Genomic DNA, 26,540 nt, shown 5'->3' on the forward strand with positions numbered 1-26,540 from the left:
GCCGCAACCGCCCCGCTGCGCGAGGTCGTGTCACAGGCGTTTCACAGCAGGGCGAGAAGCGCGTCCTCGTTGGGCGCCGTGGCCACCTCCACCTTCAGTCCGGCCTTCACGAACGGCTCGGCCACCTGCTCCGACAGGCACAGTTGGCGCACTTCAATCAACCGATCGTTAAGACCGGCAGCGGCGACGCATTTGAGCAGAGTCTTCACCGTACGCTGGGACAAGTGCAAAGCTGCCGTCACGGTTCCGCTGGCCAGCGCCGCGCGCGCTTCTTCCGAGAGGGCATCGGCCGGCTGGGCGGCATAGACGATGGCCAGCTCCAGCGTGATGCCCGGCGCCGCCAGCAGCGCCTGGAGATCCGCCGCCCGATCCTCGCCCGCCGGATTCAGCACCTTTGCCCCGGCCGGCAGCGCCCCGGCAATGCGCCCGGCGAGGGCCGAGGCGTCGCCGTCGCAGTCGGTGACGTTCGCGAAACCGATGGCGCGCGCCTCCTTAGAGGTGCGCGGACCCACCGCGAAGGCCGGCAGGTGGAAAAAATCCGGCCCCTGCGGATGCAGCGCGAACGCCTTCACCCCGTTGATGGAGGTGAAGGCCACCGCGTCGAACGGCCCCTCCGGCAGCGTCGGCGCAGTGGGCGCGATGCGCAGCATGGGGTCCACCGTCACCGCGTGGCCGAGGGTGCGCAGCCGCTCGGCGGTCTGGGAGGCGGCAGGCTCCGGACGGGTGACGAGAATATGCATGGCTGCCTTCTGAAAAAGACGTGTCCGGGCTCGAAAAGAACCGTCGTCAGAATATGGGGTGGGCGTAGGCTCACAGAATTCAGTCCGCGCCGGTGTCCCGGTTTGCACTTGCCGCGTCGTCTCCCTCTTCGGGCTGGCGCCCCACCTCTCCCCTCTTCGGGCTAGCGCCCCCTCTCCCGCTTGCGGGGGAGGGTTGGGGAGGGGGCAAAGCGCTTGGGGGACAAAGCCCGGCGGCGGGACTGCGGAGAGGCCCTGCCCCCACCCTGCCCTCCCCCGCAAGCGGGAGAGGGTTCTGCAGCGTTCCCGGCCCAGCCAACCCGTGTCACCTCAGAACACCTAAGGTATCCCGCCTGCCCCGCCCTAAAGCCCCAGCGCACGCGCCGGCGCGCTGGTGCGCAGGCTCGCGCCGCATTCCGCGCCCAGGCGGGCGGCGTCTGCAATGGGCGCCCGTTCCGCGATCTCCGCCGCATCACTCCCGTCCGGCGACAGGACGAGGCCGCGCAGGCGCACATTCTCCCCCTCCACTGTGGCCAACCCGGCGATGGGGGTGCGGCAGGAGCCGTCCAGCGCCGCGAGGAACGCCCGCTCCGCCTCCAGCGCGATGCCGGTGTCGCGGCAGGCGATGGCGGCGATGGCGGCATTGGTATCGGGATCGGCGATGCGGCACTCGATGGCCACCGCCCCCTGCCCCACGGCGGGCAGGAAATCGTCCGTCGGCAGCACGCAGCTCGCCGCCTGCGCCATGCCGAGGCGCGTCAGGCCCGCCAGCGCCAGCAAGGTGGCGTCAAAATCACCGTCCCGCACCTTGGCGAGGCGGGTGTGGACGTTGCCGCGCAGCAGCTCCACCTTCAGGTCGGGACGGATGCGGCGCAGTTGGGCCTCCCGCCGCAGCGAGGCGGTGCCCACCTTCGCGCCCGCCGGCAGGTCGGCCAGCGCCGCGCCGGCCTTCAGGATGAGAGCGTCGCGCACATCGGCCCGCGGCAGGTAGCCGGCCAGGTGCAGGCCATCGGGCAGCACCGTCGCCACGTCCTTGGCCGAATGCACGGCGAGGTCCACGCGGCCGTCCAGCAGCGCCTCCTCGATCTCCTTGGTGAAGAGCCCCTTGCCCCCGGCCTCGGACAGCGCGCGGTCTTGGATCTGGTCGCCGGAGGTCTTGATCACCTCGACGGCGATGGCCTCCTGTTCCACCCCAAGCGCGGCCGCGAGCGCGGCGCGCACCGCATGGGCCTGCCACAGGGCCAGCGGGCTGCCACGGGTGCCGATGCGCAAACGGGGGTGGACGGAATGGTAAACGGATTTCGTATTCTTACTCATGGCGGCGTACAATGCGCGACGGAATCGAAATGGGATAGAGCGGCGTTCGGGCGCAGCGGCACCATAGCGAGATACCGCAGAAAAACGTGATCGGGAGGGTGAGGGCGTGGCCGATCTTCTGGTGCTCGGCATCGAGACCACGTGCGACGAGACATCGGCGGCGGTGGTGGCGCGCTCGCCCTCGGGGGCGTCCGACATCCGCTCCAATGTCATCCGCTCGCAGGTGGAGATCCATTCGCCCTATGGCGGCGTAGTGCCGGAGATCGCGGCGCGCGCCCATGTGGAGATCCTCGACCACGTCATCGCCGAGGCCATGCGCCAGGCCAATGCCGACTATTCCGAGCTGTCCGGCATCGCGGCGGCGGCGGGGCCGGGGCTCATCGGCGGGGTCATCGTCGGCCTTACCACCGCCAAGGCCATCGCGCTCGCCGCCAAGAAGCCGCTGGTGGCGGTGAACCACCTGGAAGCCCACGCGCTGACTGCCCGCCTCACCGATGGCGTCGCCTTCCCCTACCTGCTGCTCCTTGTCTCCGGCGGCCACACCCAGCTGCTCGCGATAGAAGACGTGGGCCGCTACACCCGCCTCGGCACCACGCTCGACGACGCCGTGGGCGAGGCCTTCGACAAGGTGGCGAAGATGCTGAGCCTGCCTTATCCCGGCGGGCCGCAGGTGGAGGCGCAGGCCAAGCTCGGCTATGCCGGCCGCTTCGCCTTTCCCCGCCCCATGATGGGCCGGCGCGAGCCGGACTTCTCCCTCTCCGGCCTCAAGACCGCGGTGCGGCTGGAGGCGGACCGCATCGCCCCGCTCTCCGACGACGACGTGGCGGACCTGTGCGCCAGCTTCCAGGCGGCGGTGGTGGACCTGATCGCCGACCGGGTGCGTGCCGGCGCCCGCGCCTTCCGCGACCGGCTGGGCCGTGGCCCCACCGCCTTGGTGGTGGCCGGCGGGGTCGCCGCCAACGGCATGATCCGCGAAACCCTGGCCAAGGTGGCCGCCGAGCTGAACACCCGCTTCGCCATGCCCTCGCCGGAGCTGTGCACCGACAACGGCGCCATGATCGCCTGGGCGGGGGCCGAGCGGCTGTCGCGCGGGATGCGCGACCGGTTCGATTTCAGCCCCCGCGCCCGCTGGCCGCTGGACCCGGTGGCCGCCGCCTCCGCCAACGCCCGGGCCTGACACGATGGCTGTTGCCTACCGGCGCATCGGCGTCATGGGTGCGGGCGCGTGGGGCACCGCGCTCGCCAATGCCGCGGCCCGCGCCGGCCGCCAGAGCGGGCAGGCCGGCCACGAGGTGGTGCTGTGGGGCCGCGATGCCGCCGCCATGGCCGAAATGGCGCAGTTGCGCGAGAACCGGCCGGACCTGCCGGGCATAGCGCTGGACCCTGCCGTCACCCCCACCGCGGATCTCGGCGCCGTGGCCGCCACCGACGCCTTGCTGCTGGTGGTGCCGGCCCAGGCCTGCCGCGCGGCGCTGGCGCGCCTCGCCCCGCTGGCCCGCGACGGCCTGCCGGTGATCTCCTGCGCCAAGGGCATCGAGCGCGGCACCCGCGCCTTCATGAGCGAGGTGATCGCCGAGGCCATGCCCGGCGCCCGCCCGGCCGTGCTCTCCGGCCCCAGCTTCGCCACCGATGTGGCCGCCGGCCTGCCCACCGCCGTCACCCTCGCCGCCCATGACGAGCAGTTGGCGGCGGAGCTGGCGGCGGCGCTCGGCTCATCCACGCTGCGGCTCTACCATTCCACCGACGTGCGCGGGGCGGAGATCGGCGGCGCCACCAAGAACGTGCTAGCCATCGCCGCCGGCATCGTCTCCGGCCGCCGGCTCGGGGCGAGCGCTGCGGCGGCGCTGGTGGCGCGGGGCTTCGCCGAGCTGATGCGCTTCGGTCGCGCCTATGGGGCGAAGGCGGAGACCATCACCGGCCTGTCGGGCCTCGGCGACCTCATCCTCACCACCTCCGGCCCGCAATCGCGCAACTTCGCCTTCGGGCAGGCGCTGGGGGCGGGCGCGGCCACCGGCGACAAACTGGCGGAAGGCGCCTTCACCGCCTCGGTGCTGGTGGAGATGGCCCGCGCCAAGGGCGTGGACGTGCCGGTGAGCGCGGCGGTGGACGGGGTGCTGCAGGGCCGCCTGTCCATCGACGGCGCCATCGAGGCGCTCATGGCCCGGCCCCAGCGGGCGGAGGGCTGAGGCCACGGGCCGGTGAGCCGCTCATCGCGTCGGCATCAAGCCCGCGCGGCGCCTGAGCGGCGCCCACTGGGCATCGGCCAAAGCAAAAGGCCGCTGGTATGACGTGCACGCAGGGCACCCGCGCCTTTGGTCGGAAGCCGTTCTTGATCCGGCGCAACATCCTGCCCGTCGCGCTGGAATATGGTATGTCAAGAACAACACGGCGAACACGCCGGAAACCAAGCCACGGCCAAGATGCACGGCCAAGACGCACGGCTCAGGGAGACGCCAAGGCTCATGCACACGCTGCTCGTTACCCATCCTGCCGGCCTCAACCACCTGACCCCGCCCGGACATCCCGAGCGGCCGGACCGGCTGCGGGCCCTCGACCGTATCTTCGAGCAGGAGAAGTTCACCCACCTCATCCGTGACCTTGCTCCCCTCGGCGCGCGCGAGGACATCATCCGCGTGCACCCCGCCGACTTCGTCGACGGCCTGGGCGGCGCCTCGCCGAAGGAAGGGCTGGTGCGCATCGATTCGGACACGGTGCTGTCCCCCGGCAGCTGGGAAGCGGCCCTGCGCGCGGTGGGCGGCGCCTGCTATGCGGTGGACGAGGTGCTGGACGGCAAGGTGCAGAACGCCTTCGTCGCCATGCGCCCGCCGGGCCACCATTGCGAGACGCGCAAGCCCATGGGCTTCTGCCTGCTCAACCAGGTGGCCATCGCTGCCCGCCACGCCCAGGCGAAATACGGCCTCAGCCGGGTCGCCATCGTGGATTTCGACGTGCACCACGGCAACGGCACCCAGGACATCTTCTGGGCCGACGATAGCGTGCTCTACTGCTCCACCCACGAAATGCCGCTCTATCCCGGCACCGGCGCCGTGAACGAGACCGGGGACGCCAACACCATCGTCAACGCCCCGCTGCGCTCGGGCGACGACGGGGCGGTGTTCAAGGAAGCCATGGAGACGCGCATCCTGCCGCGCATCTCCGCCTTCTCGCCGGACCTGATCCTGATCTCGGCCGGCTTCGACGCCCATATCCGCGACCCGCTCGCCTCGCTGCGCCTGTTGGACACCGACTTCGGCTGGGTCACCCGCCGGCTGATGGAAGTGGCCGACGCCACCTGCAAGGGCCGCCTCGTCTCGGTGCTGGAAGGCGGCTACGACCTGGAAGGCCTCGCCACCTCGGCCGCCGCCCACGTCTCCGCGCTCATGCACGGCTGAGCGGCGGGGCGGGCCTCGGCGGAGCCTGCCCGGCGCCGCACGTCCCCGGGCCGGGAGGAACAGGCCGTCGCCATCCATGGACCGTCTGCCGTGAACCGCTTCAGCTCTCCCGCCGCCATCCTCGCCGCCCTCGCCCTGCCTATCCTGCTGGCGGGAGGGGCGGCGGCCCAGCAGGGCGTCACCCTGCCCTATCTCAACGCACCGCCGGACGGCGCGCCGATCCGCCGACCGCCCACCCTCGGCCTGTCGGTGGGCGGCGAAATCCACCGGGCGGTGATGGACACCGGCTCCACCGGCGTGGTGGTGTCCGCCACCTCCATCGCCGGCTTCGAGGCCCTGCCGCAGCTCGGGCCGGGGGAACTGACCTATTCCTCCTCCGGCCGCATCATGCGCGGGGTCTATGTGGAGACGCCGGTGACGTTGACCGGCGCGGACGGCACGCGCGTCACCACCCGCCCCATCCGCGTGCTCGCCGTCACCCGCATCGACTGCCTGAAGCGCGCCCGCAGCTGCCGCCCGCAGGAGGCGCCGCGCCGCGTGGCCATGCTCGGCATCGGCTTCGCCCGCAGCCGCGATCACCAGCCCGGCGCGACGCCCGACCGCAACCCCCTCCTCAATGTGCCGGGCATGGGCACGCCCGGCCAGCCCGGCACCCTCGGGCGCGGTTATGTGGTGCGCCGGCAGTCCGTGACGGTGGGCCTTTCAAGCGATGCCGCGCAGGGCTTTGCACAGGTGAAGCTCGCCACCGACCCGCAAACCGGCGACTGGGCGGCGACGCCCGCCTGCCTCTCCCTCGCCGGCCGCACCCCCGCCGCCTGCGGCACGCTGCTGATGGATACGGGGGTCACCACCATGTTCCTGTCGCTGCCGCAGGCCCAGACCGAGGGCCTCGCCACCCGCACGCCACGCGGCGCAACCGTGGTCGCGGACGGGACACGCCTCGCCGTCGCGCCCGGCCCCGGCGCCACCGCACCCGCCTACGCCTTCCAGGTGGGCGATGCGGGTGATCCGGTGGTGCCGGAGGCGGTAATACTGGTGGGCCGGGGGCACCGGCCCGCCTTCGTCAACACCACCGTGCGCGCGCTGAATGCCTTCGACTATCTCTTCGACGCCGACGCCGGCGTGGCGGGCTTCCGCCCCCACGCGCCCTGACCCACGCCCTCGCGACCGGCAACTTTGCCGCGGGCAATGCCGGCCCCATGACGGACGCGGACGCGCTCGCGCCGCTTTTGCTCCTCATCCTGCTCGCCCTCACCTCTCGATCCGGCCGGGCCGCCTGAGCGTAGAACCCGGCACGCGCAACACGCCGGGACCCCCATGGCCGACAAGATCGCCGACGACGAACGCAACCGCTTTTCGGCCCGCGCCGCGCGCTATGCCCGCGTCGGCGCCAATGTGGGAGGCGTCGCGGCGCGCATCGCCGGCACCCGGCTCATGGGCCTCGACCGCGACAGCTCCAATGCCGCCGCCCTCACCGCCGCACTCGGCGGGCTGAAGGGGCCGCTGATGAAGGTGGCGCAGCTGATGGCCACCATCCCGGACGCGCTGCCCCCCGAATATGCCGCCGAGTTGCAGAAGCTGCAGAGCGATGCGCCCCCCATGGGCTGGGCCTTCGTACGCCGGCGCATGATGGCGGAGCTGGGCCGCGACTGGGAGACGCGGTTCGCGTCCTTCACCCACCAGCCGGCCGCCGCCGCCTCCCTCGGGCAGGTGCACAAGGCGGTGACGCTGGACGGCGAGGACGTGGCCTGCAAGCTCCAGTATCCGGACATGCAGGCGGCGGTGGAGGCGGACCTTTCCCAGCTCGACATCCTGTTCTCCATCCAGCGGCGCATGGACGGGGCCATCGACACCCGCGAGATCGCCACCGAGATCGGCGAGCGGGTGCGCGAAGAGCTGGACTATCGCCGCGAGGCCCGCCACGCCACGCTCTATGCCTTCATGCTCGCGAGCGAGAAGCGGGTGCGGGTGCCCCGGGTGCGCGACGACCTCTCCACCGGGCGCCTGCTGACGCTGCAATGGCTGGAGGGGGAGAAGATCCTCACCTTTACCGACCATCCGCTGGAGGAGCGCAACCAGCTGGCCGAGGCCATGTTCGCCGCCTGGTGGCTGCCCTTCAGCCGGTTCGGCGTGATCCACGGCGACCCGCACCTGGGCAATTACACGGTGTTCTCGGAGGGTGGGCGGCCGGCGGGCATCAACCTGCTCGATTACGGCTGCGTGCGCATCTTCCCGCCGCGCTTCGTGGCCGGGGTGGTGGACCTGTATCGCGGCCTCATGGCCGGCGACGACGCCCGCGTGGTTCACGCCTACGAAACCTGGGGCTTCAAGGGGCTGAAGCGGGAGCTGATCGACGTGCTCAACATCTGGGCGCGCTTCATCTACGGCCCGCTCATGGACAACCGGGTGCGTTCCATCGCCGACGGCGTGGCGCCGGGACAGTATGGGCGCAAGGAGGCCTTCACCGTGCACAAGGCCCTGAAGGAGCTGGGGCCGGTGACGGTGCCGCGCGAGTTCGTGTTCATGGACCGCGCCGCCGTGGGCCTCGGCGCCGTGTTCCTGCACCTGAAGGCGGAGCTGAATTTCCACCGCCTGTTCGAAGCCGCCATGGGCGACTTCTCGGCCGAAGAGGTGGCCGCGCGCCAGTCGGATGCGCTGAGGGCAGCGGGGCTTTAAAGGCCAGCTAGAGCGTTTTCGAGCGAAGTGGGTACCGGTTCGCGTGAAGAAAACGCGTCACGAAAAAACTACAGCGCCCGCCCCTCGATCACCAGCGCGCCGTCGCGGTCGCGCAGCACCGGAAGCGGGGCGATGCGGCGGTGGAAATGCACCATGAAGGCGGTGCCGAACACCGGCAGGATGAGGTTGAGGATGGGCACGAACAGGATCGGCGCGATCAGCAGCCCCGCCACGAACACCTGCACCCCATGGGCCTGCCGCAGCCGCCGCGCCTCCTCCGGCGTGCGATAGCGCATGGCGGCCAGCTCGAAATATTCCCGGCTGATGAGATAGGCGTTGGCCACGTAGAAGATGATGATGTTCACGCCCGGCACCAGCAGCAGCAGCAGGGCGGCCAGGTTCACCGCCAGAACCACGCCGAAGAAGCGCAGCGAATAGAAAAGCGAGCGCAGCACCGGCTGGGGTCGGCCCGGCGGATCCATGGGATAGCTCGCCTGTTCCACCCGCTCGGCCACGTCGTCGAGGAACAGGCCCGCCACCAGCGAAGACACCGCCGGCATCAGGTAGATGATGCCGAAGACGAGACCGAAGCCGGCGATGATGGCGAGGGTGGTCTCGATCCAGGGATAGGACGGCACGTGCACGAAATGGGTAAGCGCCGCCTCAAGCCCGATGGCGAGGCCCACCAGCAGCAGCGCCGCCAGCGCCATGGACTTCAAAAGCATGCCGCGCAGCAGCGGCGAGAAGGTCTGGCGAAAGGCTTCCAGGGCAGAAGCGAGCATGGCACCGTCCGGGTTTGAACCAAGCGAGAAGTAGGGTGCCGGCCGCAGCGGCTCAAGGGGGCGCGGGACGATGCACCTCGTGTCGCGCCTTTAGACAAGGGCCTGCGCACTTTACGCATCGGCGATGGTCCCCGCCGGGCCGCCCGGGACGCGAACGAACGTTCACTCTTGCTCGCCGCAGCGCAGCGTGATAATGCGAACGAACATTCGCTCTCATCACTTTCGGCGTACGGTTGCCGGATGGACCCCTTGCCCATGACCTCTTCCACCGTGGCCCGGCCGGCCGAATCCCCGCCGACCGCCAAGTCCGCGCCCAAGACCGCGCCCAAGACCGCGCCCGCGAGCCGGGCGGACCACCGCACCGAGCAGCGCCAGCGCATCCTGGCCGCCGCCGTGGCCTGCTTCTCCCGCGACGGCTTCCATGGCGCCTCCATGCAGAAGATCTGCGCCGAGGCGGGCATGAGCCCCGGCGCGCTCTACCGCTATTTCCCCTCCAAGGAATCCCTCATCGCCGCCATCGCAGAGGGGGAGCGGGCGGAGCGGCTCGCCTTTTTCGACGCCGTCTCGAAGGCCCCGTCCGTGCTCGACGCCCTGACCGACTGCACAGCCTTGATGATGGAGGAAGGCTGTCTCGCCACGGCGCGCCTCGGCCCCGAGGTCATGGCCGAGGCCATCCGCAACGCGGACCTGCGCGCCGCCGTGGAACCCCATGAGGAGGAGAGCCGCGTCCAGTTGAAGGCGGCCCTCACCAACGCTGTGGCCCAGGGCGAGATCGACCCGGCGCTGGACCTCGACACGGTGGTTGTGCTGCTCCAGATCATCGGTGACGGGGTGCTGCTTCACCATCAGCTGCATCCCCAGTGGCGGCTTGCCGAGCGGCTGCCGGCGTTCGCCCAGCTGGTCAAGCGCATGCTCGCGCCGGATGCCCCGGCATCGGCGGAGGCTGAAGCGTGACCGCAATGCCACAGCCCCCCGCAAGCGGCGCCACGGCCGCCTTCCGTCACGTTAATGCCGTGGTCTCGCCCCACCGTCCCGCCCCGATCCGGAAAGAGGCTTCCTTCATCATGTCCGCGACCGTCCGTCCCGCAATCCGCGCCGCGTTGGCGGCGGCCGTTCTCCTCGCCTGCGCCGCGGCGCCGGGCGGCGGCGCAGGCGGCGTTCTGGCGGCGGAGCCGGCCAAGGCCGCCGAAAGCCCGGCGCCCAAGGCGCCGCCCGCGCTTTCGGTGACGGTGGTGAAGCCCAGGCCCGACACCATGACCGACACCCTCCTCGTCACCGGCACCCTGAAGCCGCGCGAGGAGATCGAGGTGGGCCCGGAGATCGAGGGCTATCGCCTCATGGAAATCCTGGTGGAGGCCGGCGACAAGGTGAAGAAGGGCCAGGTGCTGGCCCGCCTCTCCCGCGAGGTGCTGGAGACCCAGCTGGCCCAGAACACCGCCTCCGCCGCCAAGGCCCGCGCCGCCATCGCCCAGCAGCGCGCCGCCCTCGACCAGGTCATCGCCCAGGAGACCGAGGCCACCGCCGCGGTGGAGCGCACCCGGCAGCTGCGCAAGACCGGCACCTCCTCCCAAGAGCAGTTGGACGAGCGCGAGCGCGCGGTGAAGGTAGCCACCGCCCAGGTGGCCGCCGCCCGCGAAACCCTGGTCGCCGCCGAGGCCGAAGCCGTGTTCGTGAAGGCCCAGCGCGACGAGCTGGACGTGAAGATGAAGCGCACCGACGTGCGCGCCCCCGCCGCCGGGCTCATCCTGTCGCGGGAGGCCCGACTCGGCGCCATCGCCCTCTCCACCCGCGCCGCGCCCCTGTTCCGCATCGCCGAGGACGGCGCCATGGACCTTCAGGCCGACGTGCCCGAAAGCGCCATGCCGCGCATGAAGGACGGCCTCATCGCGCAGGTGCAGCCCGCCGGCTTCGAAGCGCCCCTCGACGGCAAGGTGCGCCTGGTTTCCGCCGAGGTGGACCGCGCCTCGCGGCTCGGCACGGTGAAGATCGCTTTGCCCGACGATCCGCGCCTGAAATCCGGCGCCTATGGCCGCGCCGTCATCAATCTGGGCGAGGTGAAGGGGCTCACCGTGCCCCAGTCGGCCGTCATGTTCGACGCGGACGGGGCCTATGTGCTGACCGTCACCGACGGCATCGTCGGTGTGCGCCGCATCGTGCCCGGCCTCAAGAAGAGCGGGCGCATCCTTGTCGCCAGCGGGCTTGCCGCCGACGACGCCGTGGTGGCGCGCGCCGGCAGCTTCCTGCGCGACGGCGACCGGGTGACACCGGTCACCCAGCCGCTCTCCCTGGGCGAGGCACGCTGATGGCTCTCAACGTCTCCGCCTGGGCGATCCGCAAGCCGGTTCCCTCCCTCGTCTTCTTCTTCATCCTGGTGGTGCTGGGCATCGTGCACTTCCGCGAGTTGCCGGTCACGCAGATGCCGAACATCGACGTGCCCATCGTCATGGTCACGGTCACCCAGTCCGGCGCGGCGCCGAGCGAGCTGGAAACCCAGGTGACCAAGAAGGTGGAGAACGCCATCGCCGGCGTCTCCGGGGTCAAGCACATCACCTCCTCCATCTCGGAGGGCGCCAGCATCACCACGGTGGAATTCCATCTGGAGACGCTGGTGGACCGCGCGGTGAACGACACCCGCGACGCCGTCACCAAGATCCGCCAGGACCTGCCGCGCTCCATCGACGAGCCGCAGGTGCAGCGGGTGGACATCGAGGGCCTGCCCATCGTCACCTATGCGGTGTCGTCTCCCAACATGACCACGGAGGAACTCTCCTGGTTCGTGGACGACACCATTGCCCGCGCGCTGCAAGGCGTGCGCGGCGTGGCGCAGGTGAAGCGGCAGGGCGGCGTCGACCGGGAGATCCGCATCGCCCTCGACCCCGACCGGCTGATGGCGCTGGGCATCACCGCCGCCGAGGTGAGCCGGCAGCTGCGCGCCACCAATCTCGACGTGTCCGGCGGGCGCGGCGAGGTGGGCACGCAGGAGCAGTCCATCCGGACGCTCGCCGGCGCCACCACCATGGAAGGCCTCGCCGAAACCCGCATCGTGCTCTCCAACGGCCGCTTCGTGCGCCTCGGCGACCTCGGCCAGGTGATCGACGGCGCCGCCGAGCAGCGGGTGTTCGCCCGCCTCGACGGCAAGAGCGTGGTGGCCTTCGGCGTCTACCGCGCCAAGGGCTTTTCCGACGTCACCGTCTATGACCGGGTGAATGAGGACCTCGCTAAGCTCAAGGCCGCCAATCCGGGCATCACCGTCACCGAGATCGACACCACGGTCCGCTTCACCAAGTCGGACTACCAATCGGCCATGCACACGCTGATCGAGGGCGCCATCCTCGCGGTGATCGTGGTGTTCCTGTTCCTGCGCGACGTGCGGGCGACGCTGATCACGGCGCTCGCCATCCCCTTGTCCATCCTGCCCACCTTCTGGGTCATGGACATGCTGGGCTTCTCGCTGAACGCAGTGAGCCTGCTCGCCATCACGCTGGTCACCGGCATCCTGGTGGACGACGCCATCGTGGAGATCGAGAACATCGTGCGCCACATGCGCATGGGGAAATCCCCCTATCGCGCGGCCATCGAGGCGGCGGACGAGATCGGCCTCGCGGTGGTGGCGACCACCCTCACCATCGCCGCCGTGTTCGCGCCGGTGTCCTTCATGGGCGGCATCGCCGGGCAGTATTTCAAGCAGTTCGGCCTGACGGTCGCCATCGCGGTGCTGTTCTCGCTGGCGGTGGCGCGGCTCATCACGCCGCTGGTGGCGGCCTATTTCCTGCGCGACACCGGCCACCGGGAAGCCGGCGACGGGCCGGTGATGCGGGGTTATGTGCGCCTGTTGTCGTGGTCGGTGCGGCACCGCTTCGCCACCATCGGCATGGGCATCGCCATCTTCATCGGCACCATCTTCCTCTCCACCCTGCTGCCGTCCGGCTTCCTGCCCACCAACGACATTTCCCGCGCCCTGCTCTCGGTGGAGCTGCCGCCGGGCACCACGCTGGCCGAAACCCAGAAGGTGTCCGACGACATCACCCGCACCCTGCTGAAGCTGCCGGAGGTGCGCAGCGTCTATGCCACCGCCGGCTCCGGTGGCTCGGGCGGCCTCTCGCTCACCGCCGGCGAGGTGCGCAAGGCGCAGATCGTCATCAACCTGAAGCCCCGCGCCGAGCGCGACATGGACCAGAAGGCGTTCGAAACCGCATTCTCGCGGACGCTGGCCGCCATTCCCGACGCGCGCTTCTCCTGGAGCCAGAACGGGCAGAACACCCAGCGCGGCTTCCAGGTGGTGCTCTCCGGCAATGACGGGTCGGCGGTGGAAGATGCCGCCATCGCGCTCGAAAAGGACATCCGCGCCCACGTTCCGGAACTGGCCAACGTGGTCTCCTCGGCGGCGCTGGACCGCCCCGAAATCCGCATCGTGCCCAAGCTCGACGAGGCGGCGGAGCTGGGCGTCTCGGTGGACACCATCGCCGAGACGGTGCGCATCGCCACGATCGGCGACATCTCCGCCAACCTCGCCAAGTTCTCGGCCAAGGACCGGCAGATCGACATCCGCGTCCAGCTCGACGAGAAGGCGCGCACCAGCCTTGCCACCTTCGACGCCCTGAAGGTGCCCACGGCGGCCGGCGGCGCGGTGCCGCTTTCTGCTGTGGCGGACGTGCGCTTCGGCAAGGGCCCGACCGCCCTCGACCGCTACGACCGTGCCCGGCGCATCGCGGTGGAGGCCGACCTTGTGGGCGAGACCCCGCTGGGCGACGCCCTCGCCCGGGTGAAGGCCCTGCCCACGGCGCAACGCCTGCCGGCCGGCGTGACCCTGAAGGAGGCGGGCGACGCCGAGATCATGGAGGAGGTGAACACCGGCTTCGCCATGGCCATGGCCGCCGGCCTGATGCTGGTGCTGGCGGTGCTGGTGCTGCTGTTCCACGACCTGCTCCAGCCCATCACCATCCTGGTCTCGCTGCCGCTGAGCGTGGGCGGCGCCTTCATCGCGCTGCTCATCACCGGCAATTCGGTGTCCATGCCGGTGATCATCGGCTTCCTCATGCTCATGGGCATCGTGACCAAGAACGCCATCCTGCTGGTGGACTTCGCCATCGAGGCCATGCACCAGGGGATCGACCGCACCACCGCCCTCATCGAGGCGGGCCGCAAGCGGGCGCAGCCCATCGTCATGACCACCATCGCCATGGTGGCGGGCATGGTGCCCTCGGCCATGGCGCTCGGCGAAGGCGGCGCCTTCCGCGCGCCCATGGCCATCGCGGTCATCGGCGGCCTCATCACCTCGACCCTGCTGTCGCTGGTGTTCGTGCCCGCCGTGTTCTCGGTGATGGACGACCTGAGCCACATCCTCGGGCGCATCTTCGGCCGCTTCATCGGCGCCAAGGACGAGCCGGGCGACCACCACGCGGGAACCCCGCCCCACGCGAGCCCCGGCCTGCCCCGCGCAGCGGAATGAACCCAGACGCAGGACACCAGACGGGGCGGGAGAAATCCCGCCCCGCTTGACTCATGCCCGGTCCTGTACCATTCAGTACATTATTGACTGATCGGTACAGGAAAAGACCATGAGCCAGCGCCCACCCCTGCCGCCCTTCACCGTGGAGAGCGCCGCCCAGAAGGCCCGCCTTGCGGAAGACGCCTGGAACAGCCGCGATCCCGAGCGGGTGTCCCTCGCCTACACGCCGGACAGCCGCTGGCGGAACCGCTCGGACTTCTTCACCGGCCGCCCCGCCATCGTCGCCTTCCTGACCGCCAAGTGGCAGAAGGAGCTGGACTATCGGCTCATCAAGGAGCTGTGGGGCCTCAACGACAACCGCATCGCCGTGCGCTTCCAGTACGAGTGGCACGATGCCGATGGCGCGTGGTACCGCTCCTACGGCAACGAACAGTGGGAATTCGACGAGAACGGGCTGATGCGCCGGCGCGAGGCCTCCATCAACGATGTGGCCATCCGCGAGAGCGAGCGCCGCTTCCTGTGGCCGCTGGGCCCGCGCCCGGCCGACCATCCCGGCCTCACGGAACTGGGCATGTGAGCTTCAGGGTATGGCCTTGAGCAACGAAAGACCGCCATGGCACGGACGGTGAGCGAGCGCGCGGACATCCTGCCCCTCCTGGGCGAGGTGTTCCGCGAGCACGGCTTCGAGGGGGCGAGCCTCGCCCACATCACCGCCCGCACCGGGCTGGGCAAGGGCAGCCTCTATCACTTCTTCCCCGGCGGGAAGGAGGAGATGGCGGCCGCCGTACTGGCGGAGATCGACCTCTGGTTCGAGACCAACGTGTTCGCCCCCCTGCGCACGCAGGAGGATGGCGCCGCCGCCATCCGCGACATGCTGGCCCGCACCGACGCCTATTTCCGCTCCGGCCGGCGGGTGTGCCTCGTGGGCGTGTTTGCGCTGGGCGAGGTGCGCGACCGCTTCTCGCAGGCGGTGCAAAGCTATTTCGCCCGCTGGCGGGATGCGTTGGCCGACGCGCTGATCCGGATCGGCCATCCGGCAGCGGCGGCAGGCGAGGAGGCCGAGGACGCGGTGCTCGCCATCCAGGGGGCGCTTGTATTGGCCCGGGCGCTGGACGATGCCGCGGTCTTTACCCGCACCCTGGCGCGCCTGGACCGGCGCCTGCTTCAGGGACTTGGCGGGACACTCGACCCACACTAAATTCATCAGGTTAATAACAGACTTGACGCGTTCGATAAAGAGAACGATATTGGGCGGGAACATTGCCCCATTACGGACGGGCGTCGCCATGATGATGTGTCGCTGAAACCAGCTGGAACCCGCCGGAACGCACAGCTTGTTGAAGCTTTTGTGGACCCGCGGTCGCCACGTCGTCCCTGAAACGTGACGCTCGCCTTCGTTCGCGCTACCCTTCCGCCGTCTATCACGGCATGACACGGGGTCCGGTCTAGCGAACAGGCGGCAAGCCCGGAGCCTCCCGTGAACGCCCCACTCATCCTATCGGCGGATCCAGTGCACACCCCCTCCCCCGCCTCGCCCTCCCCTGTCCCGGAGGCCGCGCGCGCCATCATCCGCTTCGAGAAGGTGGCGAAGATCTTTGCCGCGCGCGGCGCCAGCGCGCAGGTCGCCGCCCTCTCCGACATCACGCTGGATGTGCCGGAAGGCGCCATCCTGGGCGTCATCGGCCGCTCCGGTGCCGGCAAGTCCACCCTCATCCGCCTGGTCAACGGGCTGGAGCGGGCCACATCCGGCCGCATCACCGTGGACGGGGTGGACATCAGCGCCCTGGACGAGAAGGCGCTGCGTGCCGAGCGCCGCTCCATCGGCATGATCTTCCAGCATTTCAACCTGCTGGCGCGGCGCACCGCCTTCGGCAACGTGGCCCTGCCGCTGGAGATTGCCGGCGTGCCCCGCCGCGAGATCAAGGCCCGCGTGGAGCCCCTGCTGGAACTGGTGGGCCTCTCCGACAAGCGCGACCGCTATCCGGCCGAGCTGTCCGGCGGGCAGAAGCAGCGCGTGGGCATCGCCCGAGCGCTGGCCACCCGCCCCCGCGTGCTGCTCTCCGACGAGGCCACCTCGGCCCTCGACCCCGAGACCACCAACCAGATCCTCGCTTTGCTGCGCAAGGTGAATTCCGAGCTCAACCTCACGGTGCTGCTGATCACCCACGAGATGGCGGTGATCAAGGCGGTGGCCGACCGGGTGGCGGTGATCGACGGCGGCCGCATCGTGGAGGAAGGCGCCACCTACAACGTCTTTGCTGCCCCGCAGCACGCCACCACCCGCTCCTTCCTCTCCGCCCTCACTGGCCAGAGCCTGCCGCCGGAGCTGGCCAACCGCCTGAAACCCAAGCCGGCAGATGGCCGCGACGCGGTGCTGCGCATCGTTTTCACCGGTTCCCATGCCACCGATCCCGTGCTGTCGCGGGTGTCGCGGCTGCTGTCGGTGGATGTGAACATCATCCAGGCCCAGGTGGACGAGATCGCCGGCGCCCCCTTCGGCGTCATCATCGTCTCGGTCCCCGGCGACACCGCCACCGTCTCGGCGGTGGTCGGCGCGGTGGAGCGGCTTCATCTGTCGGCGGAGGTGCTTGGCTATGTTTGATCTCAGCTTCGGCCTGCTGCCGCCCGCCATCGTCGACCTGATCATCGATGCCACCCAGCAAACCCTTTACATGGTTGCGGTTTCCGGCGTGCTGGGGACCCTCGCGGGTCTGCCGCTCGGGGTCTTCCTCGCCACCAGCCGCAAGGGGGAGCTGTTTGCCGCGCCGCTTGCCAACCATGTGCTGGGGCTGGTGGTGAATGCGGCGCGCTCCACCCCCTTCATCATCCTGGTGGTGGCCATCATCCCCTTCACCCGGCTGGTGGCGGGCACCTCCATCGGCACCAACGCGGCCATCGTGCCGCTGACGGTGGCCGCCGCGCCCTTCATCGCCCGCCTGATCGAGGCGGCGATCCGCGAGGTGGATCAAGGGCTTGTGGAAGCCGCCCGGGCCATGGGGGCAAGCCCGCTGCAGATCGTCGCCAAGGTGCTGCTGCCCGAGGCGCTGCCGGCCATCACGCTGGCCCTGACGCTCGCGGCGGTATCGCTGCTGGGCTACTCCGCCATGGTGGGCGCGGTGGGCGGCGGGGGGCTGGGCGACCTCGGCATCCGCTTCGGCTACCAGCGCTTCATGCCCGAGGTGATGGCGGCGGTGGTCATCGTGCTCATCCTGCTGGTGCAGGGGGTGCAGACGCTGGGCGACCTCATCGCCCGCCGCCTCGACAAGCGCAGCCGATCCTGAACTTCTCCACCTTCCTCACGTTCGACTTCTCAACGGAGACTTCCATGAAAGCCCTCGCGACTGCCGGCGCGCTCGCCCTCGCGCTCGCCGCCGGCCTCCTCACCGCGGCGTCCGCCGAGACCATCAAGGTCGGCGTCACCCCCGGCCCCCACGCCCAGATCCTGGAGAAGGTAAAGGCCGAGGCGGCGAAAAAAGGCCTTGATATCAAGGTGATCGAGTTTTCCGACTATGTGGTGCCCAACGCCGCGCTGGCCGGCGGCGATCTTGAGGCGAACTCCTTCCAGCACCAGCCCTACCTCGACAACCAGATCAAGGATCGTGGCTACAAGATCGTGCCCGTGGGCCTGACGGTGAATTTCCCCATCGGCGTCTATTCGACGAAGTACAAGACCTTCGCCGATATCCCGGCCGGCGCATCGATCGGTATTCCGAACGATCCGACCAACGGCGGGCGCGTCCTGCTGCTGCTGGCCGACAAGGGCATCATCAAGCTGAAGGACGGCATCGGGGTGAAGGCCTCGGTGGTGGACGTGGTGGACAACCCCAAGAAGCTCAAGTTCGTGGAGATCGACGCCGCCCAGCTGCCGCGCTCCCTGCCGGATCTCGCGGCTGCGGGCATCAACACCAATTATGCCAAGGAAGCCGGCCTCGACCCGGTGAAGGACCCCATCCTGCGCGAGGATCCCAAGGGACCGTACGTGAACGTCATCGCGGTGCGGGCTGAGGACAAGGACAAGCCCTGGGTGAAGACTTTGGTTGAGACCTACCAGTCCCCCGAGACCAAGGCCTTCATCCTGGAGACCTTCAAGGGCGCCGTTCTGCCCAGCTGGTGATCCGGCGGCACCTTATACCTGCAGGCTGCACAGGCTTGCTCCAAAGGCCGATGGGTTCAACCCGTCGGCCTTTTTCATGACTTCACCGCCAGGATGAACAGCCGCGGGAAGGCCAGCAACACCTTGCCATCCACCCGCGGCAGATAGCGGTCGGAGAGGCGCGCGGCATAATCCTCCAGGAACTCCGCGCGCTCGTCACCCTCCAGCGGATCGAGGAAGGGGCGCAGGCCGGTGCCTTTCAGCCATTCCACGATGGCTGAAACCCCGTCCAGCGGGTGGTTGTAGATGGTGTGCCAGATGTCCACCCGCCCCGCATGGGGCGCCAGCATGTTGTAATAGCCACCGGGTTCCGGCAGCACAGCGCGGGCGCGGGAGGCCTCCGACAGCTTGTCCGCCCAGGGGCCGGACATGGCGCTCTCCCGCATGGCCACATGGGACGGCTCGTCCAGATTGTCCGGCATCTGCACCGCCAGCACGCCGCCCGGCGCCAGCAGCGACAACAGCCGCGGCAGCAGCACCCCGTGGTCGGGCACCCATTGCAGCACCGCATTGGCGAAGATCAGGTCCGCCGGCTTTTCCAGCGTGAAGGTGGAGGCATCGCCGGTCTCGAAGCGGGCGGTGGGCAGGCGCGCGCGGGCGGCCGCCAGCATGTCCGGCGAGGTGTCGAGCCCCAGCACCTGGGCGCCGGGAAAGCGCTCCGCCAGCAGCTGGGTGGAATTGCCGGGGCCGCAGCCGAGATCCACCACGAAGGCGGCATCCGCCAGCGGCACCTGGGCCAGCAGATCGCGGGACGGACGGGTGCGCTCGTCCTCGAACTTGAGATACTGGCGGGCATTCCAATCGGCAGGCATGGATCGCGCTCCCTTGAGCCGGCTTCACCGCTCCGGCCGTGTCAGCCCGGATGGCGAATCCGGCACCGATCTTAGCAAAGAGAGCGGCCCGGTCAGGCTGGAAAACGGGTTAAGGCGACCCTCATCCCACCGGCCACCGCCTTTGGCCGGTCCCGGGAGGGCGTCACTCCAGGACCGTGCGGCCTCATGGCCGGGAGGAGAAGCCCCATTCAACCGCCGTTGGCAGGCACGCGCAGCCACCAGCGCTTCACCTGTGAGGGAGGAAGACGCCAGGCAGCAGGATTTGGGGGTCGCAGGGATCTGGGGGAAGGGGCACCGCGAGGCCGGGACGCGCAACACCGCAAGCCACTCGCCAGCTCGTGCGGGCGACGCTTGCGCAGACAAGGCTATGAAAAAGGAGCTCACGCGGGCCAACAGGCCAGGCCACGGCTCGTCCGGGGCATCCACGCCGCTCCGCTGACGCCATCCCTCCACAGGACACGCCAGGCGGTCGAGGCGTGGATGGCCGGGACGAATCCTGACGAAGCAGGCGTCCCATGACGGTCCGGGCCAAGCCGGGATCCGCCGTGCCTCACACCTTGATGAGCAACAGTCTGGAATGAGCAAGAGTCTGGCTGTGACGAATGGATCTTGAAGAATGCGGGCTGCACGTCGCCAGGGCGACGCGCACAGGAGCCAAAACGGCAATGCCCGGAAGGGAGCCACGGCGCGCGGAACGCGCCGTGGCTTTTAACGTCAGGCCGCAGCCGACACGTTGGTCGGAACCGAGGCGATGGTCTTCAGGATCTGCGAGGCGATCTGGTAGGGGTCGCCCATGGAGTTGGGGCGGCGATCCTCGAGATAGCCCTTGTAGTCGTTCTTGACGAAGGAGTGGGGCACCCGGATGGACGCGCCACGGTCGGCCACGCCATACGAGAACTTGTTCCACGGCGCGGTCTCATGCTTGCCGGTCAGGCGCATGTGGTTGTCCGGGCCGTACACGGCGATGTGTTCCTCGATGTTGGCATCGAAGGCCGCCATCAGCGCTTCGAAATAGGCCTTGCCGCCCACTTCGCGCAGATAGGTGGTGGAGAAGTTGGCGTGCATGCCCGAGCCGTTCCAGTCGGTGTCGCCGAGCGGCTTGCAGTGGTACTCGATGTCGATGCCGTACTTCTCGGTCAGGCGCTGGAGCAGGTAACGGGCCATCCACACTTCGTCGGCCGCCTTCTTGGAGCCCTTGCCGAAGATCTGGAATTCCCACTGGCCCTTCGCGACTTCCGCGTTGATGCCTTCGTGGTTGATGCCGGCCTCGAGGCAGAGGTCGAGGTGCTCCTCGACGATCTGGCGCGCGATATCGCCGACATTCTTGAAGCCGACGCCCGTGTAGTACGGACCCTGCGGAGCCGGGAAGCCATTCTCCGGGAAGCCGAGCGGACGGCCGTCCTTGTAGAAGAAGTATTCCTGCTCGAAGCCGAACCAGGCGCCGGCATCGTCGAGGATGGTGGCGCGCTTGTTGGTGGCATGCGGCGTGACGCCATCCGGCATCATGACTTCGCACATGACCAGAGCACCGTTGGGACGGGCCGGATCGGGATAGACCGCCACGGGCTTGAGCACGCAGTCGGAGCTGCGGCCTTCGGCCTGCTGGGTGGAGCTGCCATCGAAGCCCCACAGCGGCAGTTGCTCGAGGGTCGGGAACACGTCGTATTCCTTGACCTGCGTCTTGCCACGCAGATTCGGGGTCGGGGTGTAACCGTCCAGCCAGATATACTCGAGTTTAAACTTTGGCATTGCAGTCTCTCATAAGCCGATGACGTGAGATCTTGGAACTCGTGACTGAGCGTCCGGCCGCGAAGAATCCACTGACCGTTTGAGCCGCCATCTCTCTAGCAATCCGCGTGCCAAGGTTCACGCAACCGCCACATAAGGCCCCGCAACGCCCTGTTCGGGCGCTGCCTGCCCATTTGTGCACCAGGATTAGGCCTTACGCTTGGGCGCTTCGCCCATCGTGCAGGCAAAACCCGGATATCGCGCCGTCGGGACGCCACCACCGCGATTCCCACGGAACAAATGCGCGCCACAGGCGATTGATACTGCGCACCTTCGCTGCACTGCGATAGACGCGCGGACGCTATGCACCATACGCGCAAACAAATCGGATATCTGTCTTGAAATTATATACGCCTATAAATTAGGCATCATACTAATTTTTTAGGCAATTTATGTATATCGAGATCCAAAAGTCTGCTAAGAACGGATCAATGGATGGTGCCGAGGAGGCTCATCGACCGGAGTTTGAATGATGACTGTGATGCAGAAGCGCGAGACGGCGAAAATCTACCCCTTCCCCATGAAGAATGGCGCGAATGTCGGCATGCCTTCCAAAGAGGCGAAATGGGCGGCCGAAATCGCGGCCATGGGCGCCACCCAGGCGGTCATCGGCTCCAGCTGGTATCACGACGAAGCGGTGAAGGCCGACGCCCGGCCCGAGCGCCGCTGAGCTTCATCACGGCATCCGCCTTCCGCGATCCGGCCGGGCCGGATCCGCGCTAGGCACAGGTGAGGGATCGGCCGCGCGAGCGGCCGTTTCCGTCTTTGGACCGCCCCGTCCGATGCGCGCCGGCTCGCGCTGCGCCGCATGTCCCCCGCCCTCATGGATCGGCTCTTGCTTCTCCCGCCCCGGGACACCTTCACGGGTAGGGAATGCGACATGGCTCTCGATATCAACGGCACCTGGACCGACGCCGACCTCGCCAAGCTCATCGGCTCGGTGGTGGACGACCGCGACTGGCGGCTGGAAGTGACCAAGGAGGGTGTCGCCACCCTCGCCGACAAGACCGCCAACCCCACCGGCGCGGACTATGACGAGGGCCTGCACTGCTTCTTCGAGACCTGGATGTCAGGCACCGACTTCGTCGGCCCCTCGGCGGCGGGCGACAAGACCCTGGTGGGCAAGATCGCCACGGCCCTGCGCGCCAATTATCCGGCGCTGCAGGGTGACAAGTTCATCTATGTGAGCCTGTGATACAAAAGGCCCGTGAGCTTGGCTCACGAGCCTTTGGTCAAGCCCGCGCGGCGCCTGAGCGTACCCTCTCGGCATCGGTCAAAGACCGGGGCCGTCGGTATAAGTCGCACGTGCGCGCGGCTCGGCCCGGTGCCGGGCCGGCTCACTGGCCGGCTCACTGGCAAAGAAAGCCACCGTCCACCGGCAGGATGTGGCCGGTGATCATGGAGGCCATGGGGCTCGCCAGGAACAGCACCGCGTCGGCCACCTCCTCCGGCTCGGCGATGCGGCCCATGGGCATCAGCGCCTCGATGCGGGCCAGTTGCTCCGCATCGTTCATCAGCGGCGCAATGAAGGGCGTGCGCACCCAGGTGGGCGCCACGGCATTCACGCGTATGCCCGCCGGGGCCAGCTCCACCGCCAGCCCGCGGGTGAGGTTCACGATGGCGCCCTTGCTGGCCTGATAGGCCGGGTTGGGATAGGGCCCGCCGCCAGACAGCCCCATGATGGAGGCGATGTTGACGATGGCGCCCGCGCCCTGCGCCCGCATGGCCGGCACCACCGCACGGGTGGCGAGGAACGCACCGGTGACATTCACCGCGAACACCTTCTCCCAGTCCGCCAGCGCCAGCTCGGCGATGCCCTTGCGGATGGAGAGGCCGGCACTGTTGACCAGGATGTCCACGCGGCCATGAGCGGCGAGCACCTGCGCCACGCCCTCCGTCACCGCCGCCTCGTCGGTTACGTCGCAGGCCTGGCTGGAGGCGCGCGCGCCTTCCGCCGTGAGCGCCTGCGCCGCCGCCTCGGCCGCCGCGCCGTCGCGATCGGCCAGCACCACATGGGCGCCCTGCCGGGCGAGGAGCTGCGCCGCCGCAAGGCCGATGCCGCTGGCCGCCCCCGTCACCAGAGCCACCTTCCCGGACAGATCGAGATCCGCCGCCATACCCGTTTCCTCCCCGCGATTCGCGGGGCGGATCATCCCACATGCGCCGGCCGCGTGCGCCTCCCGGAAGGGCGTCGGGCGGCCCCGCCCGTGAGAGCGGAACCGCCCGATTGAATGTGGTTCGGCGTCAGCCTTCCTGCGCGACCTGCGCCACCGGAGTTGCATCCAGCGTCGCGCCGGACCCGAGCCGGCCCTTCAGGAAGATGGCGAGGCCCGCCACCAGCGCGGGGGCGGCGGCGATGGCGAAGATGGTTTCGAAGCCCCAGTGGAAGGACAACAGCAGCCCACCCACCATGGAGCCCACCACCGAGCCCGAGCGGCCGATGCCGTTGGCCCAGCTGACGCCGGTGGCCCGGCTCGCGGTGGGATAATAGGCCGCCGCCAGCGCATTGATGCCGATCTGCGAGCCGGCGATGCAGAAGCCGGCGCCGAACACCGCCACCGGCAGCAGGCCGGGCACGCCGGTGGAATTGCCGATGGCGGTGACGCACAGGCCGCCGCCCACATAGGCGGAAGCGAGCAGCGCGTGGGGGTTCACCTTGTCCATGAACAGGCCCAGCACCACGCCGCCGAGGGTGCCGCCGAGCTGGAGCATCATGGTGATCAGCGCCGCCTGCTGGATCGAGGCGCCGCCGGAATTGATGAAGGTGGGCAGCCAGTTGGTGAGGAGATAATAGACCAGAAGACTCATGAAGAAGGCGAGCCACAACAACAGCGTGCCGCCCACGAGGTTGCGCGAGAACAATTGCTGCACCGGCAGCCCCTTCGCCTTCTTCGGCCCCACGAACACCGCGCCGGACAGGTCCGCCCCGGGGGCGATGCGGGCGAGGTTCCGCGCGGCGGCGGCCGAGCGGGGATCCTTCAGCACCAGGAAGCGGATGGATTCCGGCAGCAGCGCCCACAGCAGCACCGCCACCACCAGCGGCACCGCGCCGCCCACCACCAGCACCGAGCGCCAGCCGTGCTCCGCCACCAGTTGCGCCGCCAGCAGGCCGCCCATGGCCGAGCCCAAAGTGAAGCCGCAGAACATGATGGTGACGAGGAAGGAGCGCTTGCGCTCGGGGCAATATTCCGAGGTCAGCGTGATGGCGCTGGGCATGGCGGCGCCGAGCCCGAGGCCGGTGACGAACCGCCACCACGTCAGTTCGGTGATGGAGTGGGAGAAGGCCGCCCCGAGTGAGGCGAGGCCGAAGAAGACCACCGAGAAGATCAAAAGCGGCTTGCGCCCGAAGCGGTCGGCGAACGGGCCGATGACCAGCGCCCCCACCATGAGGCCGAACAGGCCGGCGCCGAACATGGGGCCGAGCACGGCCGGGGTGAGCTGCCATTCGGCGCGGATGGCCGGCGCGATGAAGGCCGCCGCCGCCGTGTCGAAGCCGTCCACCGCGACGATGAGGAAGCACAGCACGATGATGAGCAGCTGGAACCGGGACACCGGGCTCTCATCGATGAGCTGCTGGATGTTGACGGGCCTTGGACCCGCCGGGGTTGGGGCAGAGTAACTTGGGGCGGACATGGGCGTGTTTCCTCTCTCAAATTGAAGGGTGTGCCGGCTTTGCCGTGCTGGTCTTGGGCCGCGATGGCCTTGGGCCGCGATGGGCCGGGCGAATGGCGCGCGTCTCCCCGGCCCGCTGCCGCGCGGGCGGCAGAGGGTGTGGAGCGGGTGTTCGAAGGTCGGGCGGCAGGCCGCCTTTCTCACGCCGCCTCTCTCACGCCGCCTTGGCCTCGGCGCCGGGGGAGAATTTCTCGGTGTGGAAGGCGGCGGGGGTCACCCCTGCCGCCTGGAAATGGTGGCGCACCGCATCCACCATGGCGGGCGGGCCGCACAGGTAGGTGTCCACATTGCCGCCGTTGAGGTGCTCGGGCGCGAGGTGATGGGTCACATAGCCCTTGCGCGGATGGGTGCTGGCCCCATCGGCGACGACGGTGGCGAAGGTGAAGCCCTTAAGGCGCGCGGCGAACGCCTCCAGCTTGTCCACCAGCACCAGGTCGGCGTCGGAGGTGACGCCATAGACGAGGTGCGCCGGCACGTTCAGCCCGTCCCGCGCCAGGAGGTCCAGCATGGCGAGGAAGGGCGCGAGCCCGGTGCCGCCGGCGAGGAACAGCAGCGGCCGCGTCACCGGCCGCAGATAGAAGGAGCCCATGGGCGCGGTGAAGCTCAAGGCGTCCCCCACCTTCGCCCGCTCGGCGAGGAAGGACGACATGCGCCCGCCGGGAATGTTGCGCACCAGGAATTCCACCTCGCCGTCGCGTGGCAGGCTGGAGAAGGAATAGGCGCGCACCTCCCGCGTGCCGGGCAGGCCGAGATTGGCATATTGCCCGGGCAGGAAGGAGAGTTCCCCCGCATCCACCTTCAGCGCGAAGCCGAGCGTGGTGGGCGAAAGCCGCTCCAGCCGCGACAGGCGCGCCGAGAAGGTGGAGGCGCCGGCCTTGCACATGGCGGAGGTGGCGGCGATCTTCACCACGCAATCGCTCTTCGGCCGCATCTGGCAGGTGAGCACGTAGCCTTCCGCCGCCTCGTCCTCACTGAGCGCGTCCTCGATATAGTCTCCCTTGTCGTAGGCGCCGCTTTCGCAATGGCTCTTGCAGGTGCCGCAGGCGCCGTCGCGGCAGTCGAACGGCACGTTGATGCCGGACCGATAGGCCGCGTCCGCCACCGTCTCCCCGGTGCCGCAGGTGATGAAGCGGGTGACCCCGTCCTCGAAGCTCAGCGCGATCTTGTGGCTCACCGCCGCCTCCCGCTCAAATGTGGTAGATGTCGACCACCTGGTGGATGTAATCGTTCTTCAGCACCACCTTCTTCTTGGTGATCCTGAAGTCGTTCCCCGTGGTGTCGAGCGTGTAGAAGGACGAGCCGAAATAGGTGTCGGTCGTCTTGTAGCGGAAGCTCAGGGTGAACCAGTTGAAGCGCACGCTGACGCTGGCGCCGGTCTCCTCCAGGATCTCGATGTTGGTGAGATTGTGCGAGGTGCGCGGCTCCGGCAGGCTGGTGGCGGACGAGCGCTCGGTGCGGATGCGGAACACCCGGTCCTCCAGCCCCTGCTTCTGCCCGTAATAGATGAGCGAGATTTCGGTCTGGGGGTTTTCCACCAGTTCGTCATTGTCGTCCCAGGAGGGCATCCAGAAGACGGCCTCGGGGGCGTAGAGGGAGAGCCAGCTCTCCCAGTCCTTGTCGTCGAGCAGGCGGGCTTCGCGATACAGGAAGGCCGCCACGGCCTCGTGGGTCACGTTCATTTTTTCCTCCCGGACGGCGGCTCTTGAAGGCCGACCGTCTCTGGTTAAGTCATTGGCTAGTC

At 68.9% G+C, this 26,540-nt stretch carries 24 protein-coding genes; 15 read left to right on the forward strand and 9 right to left on the reverse strand.

Going from position 1 to position 26,540, the window contains the following annotated elements; genetic code table 11:
• Positions 1-41 precede the first annotated feature (41 nt).
• On the reverse strand, positions 42-740 hold the full coding sequence (locus FZ033_RS15000) for a uroporphyrinogen-III synthase (protein WP_149576914.1): 699 nt from the start codon (positions 738-740) through the stop codon (positions 42-44).
• 360 nt (positions 741-1,100) lie between these two features.
• Entirely contained in the window at positions 1,101-2,054 is a 954-nt protein-coding gene (hemC, locus tag FZ033_RS15005) for a hydroxymethylbilane synthase (RefSeq protein ID WP_149576915.1), read from the reverse strand.
• 106 nt (positions 2,055-2,160) lie between these two features.
• On the opposite strand from hemC, the gene tsaD reads away from it, so the two are divergent.
• The 5 genes from tsaD (at position 2,161) to FZ033_RS15030 (ending at position 8,122) form a co-directional block, all read left to right on the forward strand.
• Positions 2,161-3,231, forward strand: coding sequence for a tRNA (adenosine(37)-N6)-threonylcarbamoyltransferase complex transferase subunit TsaD (gene tsaD, locus FZ033_RS15010; RefSeq protein WP_149576916.1), 1,071 nt, complete (start codon positions 2,161-2,163; stop codon positions 3,229-3,231).
• A 4-nt stretch (positions 3,232-3,235) separates the two neighbouring features.
• Positions 3,236-4,240: an NAD(P)H-dependent glycerol-3-phosphate dehydrogenase gene (locus tag FZ033_RS15015; protein ID WP_149576917.1), complete on the forward strand. Its 1,005-nt coding sequence runs from the start codon at positions 3,236-3,238 to the stop codon at positions 4,238-4,240.
• Positions 4,241-4,516: 276 nt separating this feature from the next.
• Complete coding sequence (locus FZ033_RS15020) at positions 4,517-5,446, forward strand: histone deacetylase family protein (protein ID WP_149576918.1); 930 nt, start codon at positions 4,517-4,519, stop codon at positions 5,444-5,446.
• Between the two features lie 90 nt (positions 5,447-5,536).
• Positions 5,537-6,598 carry a hypothetical protein gene (locus FZ033_RS15025; protein ID WP_149576919.1) on the forward strand — a complete coding sequence of 354 codons (1,062 nt, stop codon included), beginning with the start codon at positions 5,537-5,539 and terminating at the stop codon, positions 6,596-6,598.
• 165 nt (positions 6,599-6,763) lie between these two features.
• A complete protein-coding gene (locus tag FZ033_RS15030) occupies positions 6,764-8,122 on the forward strand; it encodes an ABC1 kinase family protein (RefSeq protein WP_149576920.1) in 1,359 nt (452 codons plus the stop codon).
• A gap of 68 nt (positions 8,123-8,190) precedes the next feature.
• Here the strand turns inward: FZ033_RS15030 and FZ033_RS15035 are convergent, their stop codons facing one another.
• The gene (locus FZ033_RS15035) at positions 8,191-8,904 is read right to left on the reverse strand and encodes a sulfate transporter family protein (RefSeq protein WP_149576921.1); all 714 of its coding nucleotides are present in this window, start codon (positions 8,902-8,904) and stop codon (positions 8,191-8,193) included.
• A 255-nt stretch (positions 8,905-9,159) separates the two neighbouring features.
• On the opposite strand from FZ033_RS15035, the gene FZ033_RS15040 reads away from it, so the two are divergent.
• The 8 genes from FZ033_RS15040 to FZ033_RS15075 all read left to right on the forward strand — a co-directional run bounded on the left by FZ033_RS15040 (position 9,160) and on the right by FZ033_RS15075 (position 18,467).
• Entirely contained in the window at positions 9,160-9,858 is a 699-nt protein-coding gene (locus tag FZ033_RS15040) for a TetR/AcrR family transcriptional regulator (protein WP_188079505.1), read from the forward strand.
• Between the two features lie 110 nt (positions 9,859-9,968).
• The gene (locus tag FZ033_RS15045) at positions 9,969-11,207 is read left to right on the forward strand and encodes an efflux RND transporter periplasmic adaptor subunit (RefSeq protein ID WP_149576923.1); all 1,239 of its coding nucleotides are present in this window, start codon (positions 9,969-9,971) and stop codon (positions 11,205-11,207) included.
• Positions 11,207-14,353: an efflux RND transporter permease subunit gene (locus tag FZ033_RS15050; RefSeq protein ID WP_149576924.1), complete on the forward strand. Its 3,147-nt coding sequence runs from the start codon at positions 11,207-11,209 to the stop codon at positions 14,351-14,353. Before FZ033_RS15045 ends, FZ033_RS15050 begins: the two co-directional genes overlap by 1 nt.
• 109 nt (positions 14,354-14,462) lie before the next feature.
• Entirely contained in the window at positions 14,463-14,930 is a 468-nt protein-coding gene (locus FZ033_RS15055) for a nuclear transport factor 2 family protein (RefSeq protein ID WP_149576925.1), read from the forward strand.
• Positions 14,931-14,966: 36 nt separating this feature from the next.
• The gene (locus FZ033_RS15060; protein ID WP_188079506.1) at positions 14,967-15,551 is read left to right on the forward strand and encodes a TetR/AcrR family transcriptional regulator; all 585 of its coding nucleotides are present in this window, start codon (positions 14,967-14,969) and stop codon (positions 15,549-15,551) included.
• 279 nt (positions 15,552-15,830) lie between these two features.
• A complete protein-coding gene (locus FZ033_RS15065; RefSeq protein WP_408068489.1) occupies positions 15,831-16,955 on the forward strand; it encodes a methionine ABC transporter ATP-binding protein in 1,125 nt (374 codons plus the stop codon).
• The gene (locus FZ033_RS15070; RefSeq protein ID WP_392567229.1) at positions 16,948-17,634 is read left to right on the forward strand and encodes a methionine ABC transporter permease; all 687 of its coding nucleotides are present in this window, start codon (positions 16,948-16,950) and stop codon (positions 17,632-17,634) included. The genes FZ033_RS15065 and FZ033_RS15070 overlap by 8 nt, the downstream gene beginning before the upstream one ends.
• Before the next feature lie 44 nt (positions 17,635-17,678).
• A complete protein-coding gene (locus FZ033_RS15075) occupies positions 17,679-18,467 on the forward strand; it encodes a MetQ/NlpA family ABC transporter substrate-binding protein (protein ID WP_149576926.1) in 789 nt (262 codons plus the stop codon).
• Between the two features lie 74 nt (positions 18,468-18,541).
• On the opposite strand, the gene tam is transcribed toward FZ033_RS15075, so the two are convergent.
• Together tam and FZ033_RS15085 are read right to left on the reverse strand one after the other, a co-directional pair.
• Positions 18,542-19,318, reverse strand: a complete 777-nt coding sequence (tam, locus tag FZ033_RS15080) for a trans-aconitate 2-methyltransferase (protein ID WP_149576927.1) — start codon at positions 19,316-19,318, stop codon at positions 18,542-18,544.
• A 735-nt stretch (positions 19,319-20,053) separates the two neighbouring features.
• A complete protein-coding gene (locus tag FZ033_RS15085) occupies positions 20,054-21,088 on the reverse strand; it encodes a glutamine synthetase beta-grasp domain-containing protein (protein WP_149576928.1) in 1,035 nt (344 codons plus the stop codon).
• Between the two features lie 508 nt (positions 21,089-21,596).
• On the opposite strand from FZ033_RS15085, the gene FZ033_RS15090 reads away from it, so the two are divergent.
• Together FZ033_RS15090 and FZ033_RS15095 are read left to right on the forward strand one after the other, a co-directional pair.
• Positions 21,597-21,797 carry a DUF2735 domain-containing protein gene (locus tag FZ033_RS15090; protein ID WP_138399572.1) on the forward strand — a complete coding sequence of 67 codons (201 nt, stop codon included), beginning with the start codon at positions 21,597-21,599 and terminating at the stop codon, positions 21,795-21,797.
• Between the two features lie 210 nt (positions 21,798-22,007).
• Complete coding sequence (locus tag FZ033_RS15095) at positions 22,008-22,322, forward strand: hypothetical protein (RefSeq protein ID WP_149576929.1); 315 nt, start codon at positions 22,008-22,010, stop codon at positions 22,320-22,322.
• A gap of 154 nt (positions 22,323-22,476) precedes the next feature.
• Here FZ033_RS15095 and FZ033_RS15100 read toward each other — a convergent pair whose 3' ends face one another.
• From FZ033_RS15100 to benB, 4 genes are all read right to left on the reverse strand, one after another.
• Positions 22,477-23,244, reverse strand: a complete 768-nt coding sequence (locus FZ033_RS15100) for an SDR family NAD(P)-dependent oxidoreductase (protein WP_149576930.1) — start codon at positions 23,242-23,244, stop codon at positions 22,477-22,479.
• Positions 23,245-23,371: 127 nt separating this feature from the next.
• The gene (locus tag FZ033_RS15105; RefSeq protein WP_149576931.1) at positions 23,372-24,760 is read right to left on the reverse strand and encodes an MFS transporter; all 1,389 of its coding nucleotides are present in this window, start codon (positions 24,758-24,760) and stop codon (positions 23,372-23,374) included.
• A 193-nt stretch (positions 24,761-24,953) separates the two neighbouring features.
• Positions 24,954-25,973 (reverse strand): benzoate 1,2-dioxygenase electron transfer component BenC, encoded by a 1,020-nt coding sequence (gene benC / locus FZ033_RS15110; protein ID WP_149576932.1) that lies wholly within the window; start codon positions 25,971-25,973, stop codon positions 24,954-24,956.
• Positions 25,974-25,986: 13 nt separating this feature from the next.
• Positions 25,987-26,478 carry a benzoate 1,2-dioxygenase small subunit gene (benB, locus tag FZ033_RS15115; protein WP_149576933.1) on the reverse strand — a complete coding sequence of 164 codons (492 nt, stop codon included), beginning with the start codon at positions 26,476-26,478 and terminating at the stop codon, positions 25,987-25,989.
• Positions 26,479-26,540 lie beyond the last annotated feature (62 nt).

The sequence above is a fragment of the Xanthobacter oligotrophicus genome, assembly GCF_008364685.1.
Classification (GTDB): Bacteria; Pseudomonadota; Alphaproteobacteria; order Rhizobiales; family Xanthobacteraceae; genus Xanthobacter; species Xanthobacter oligotrophicus.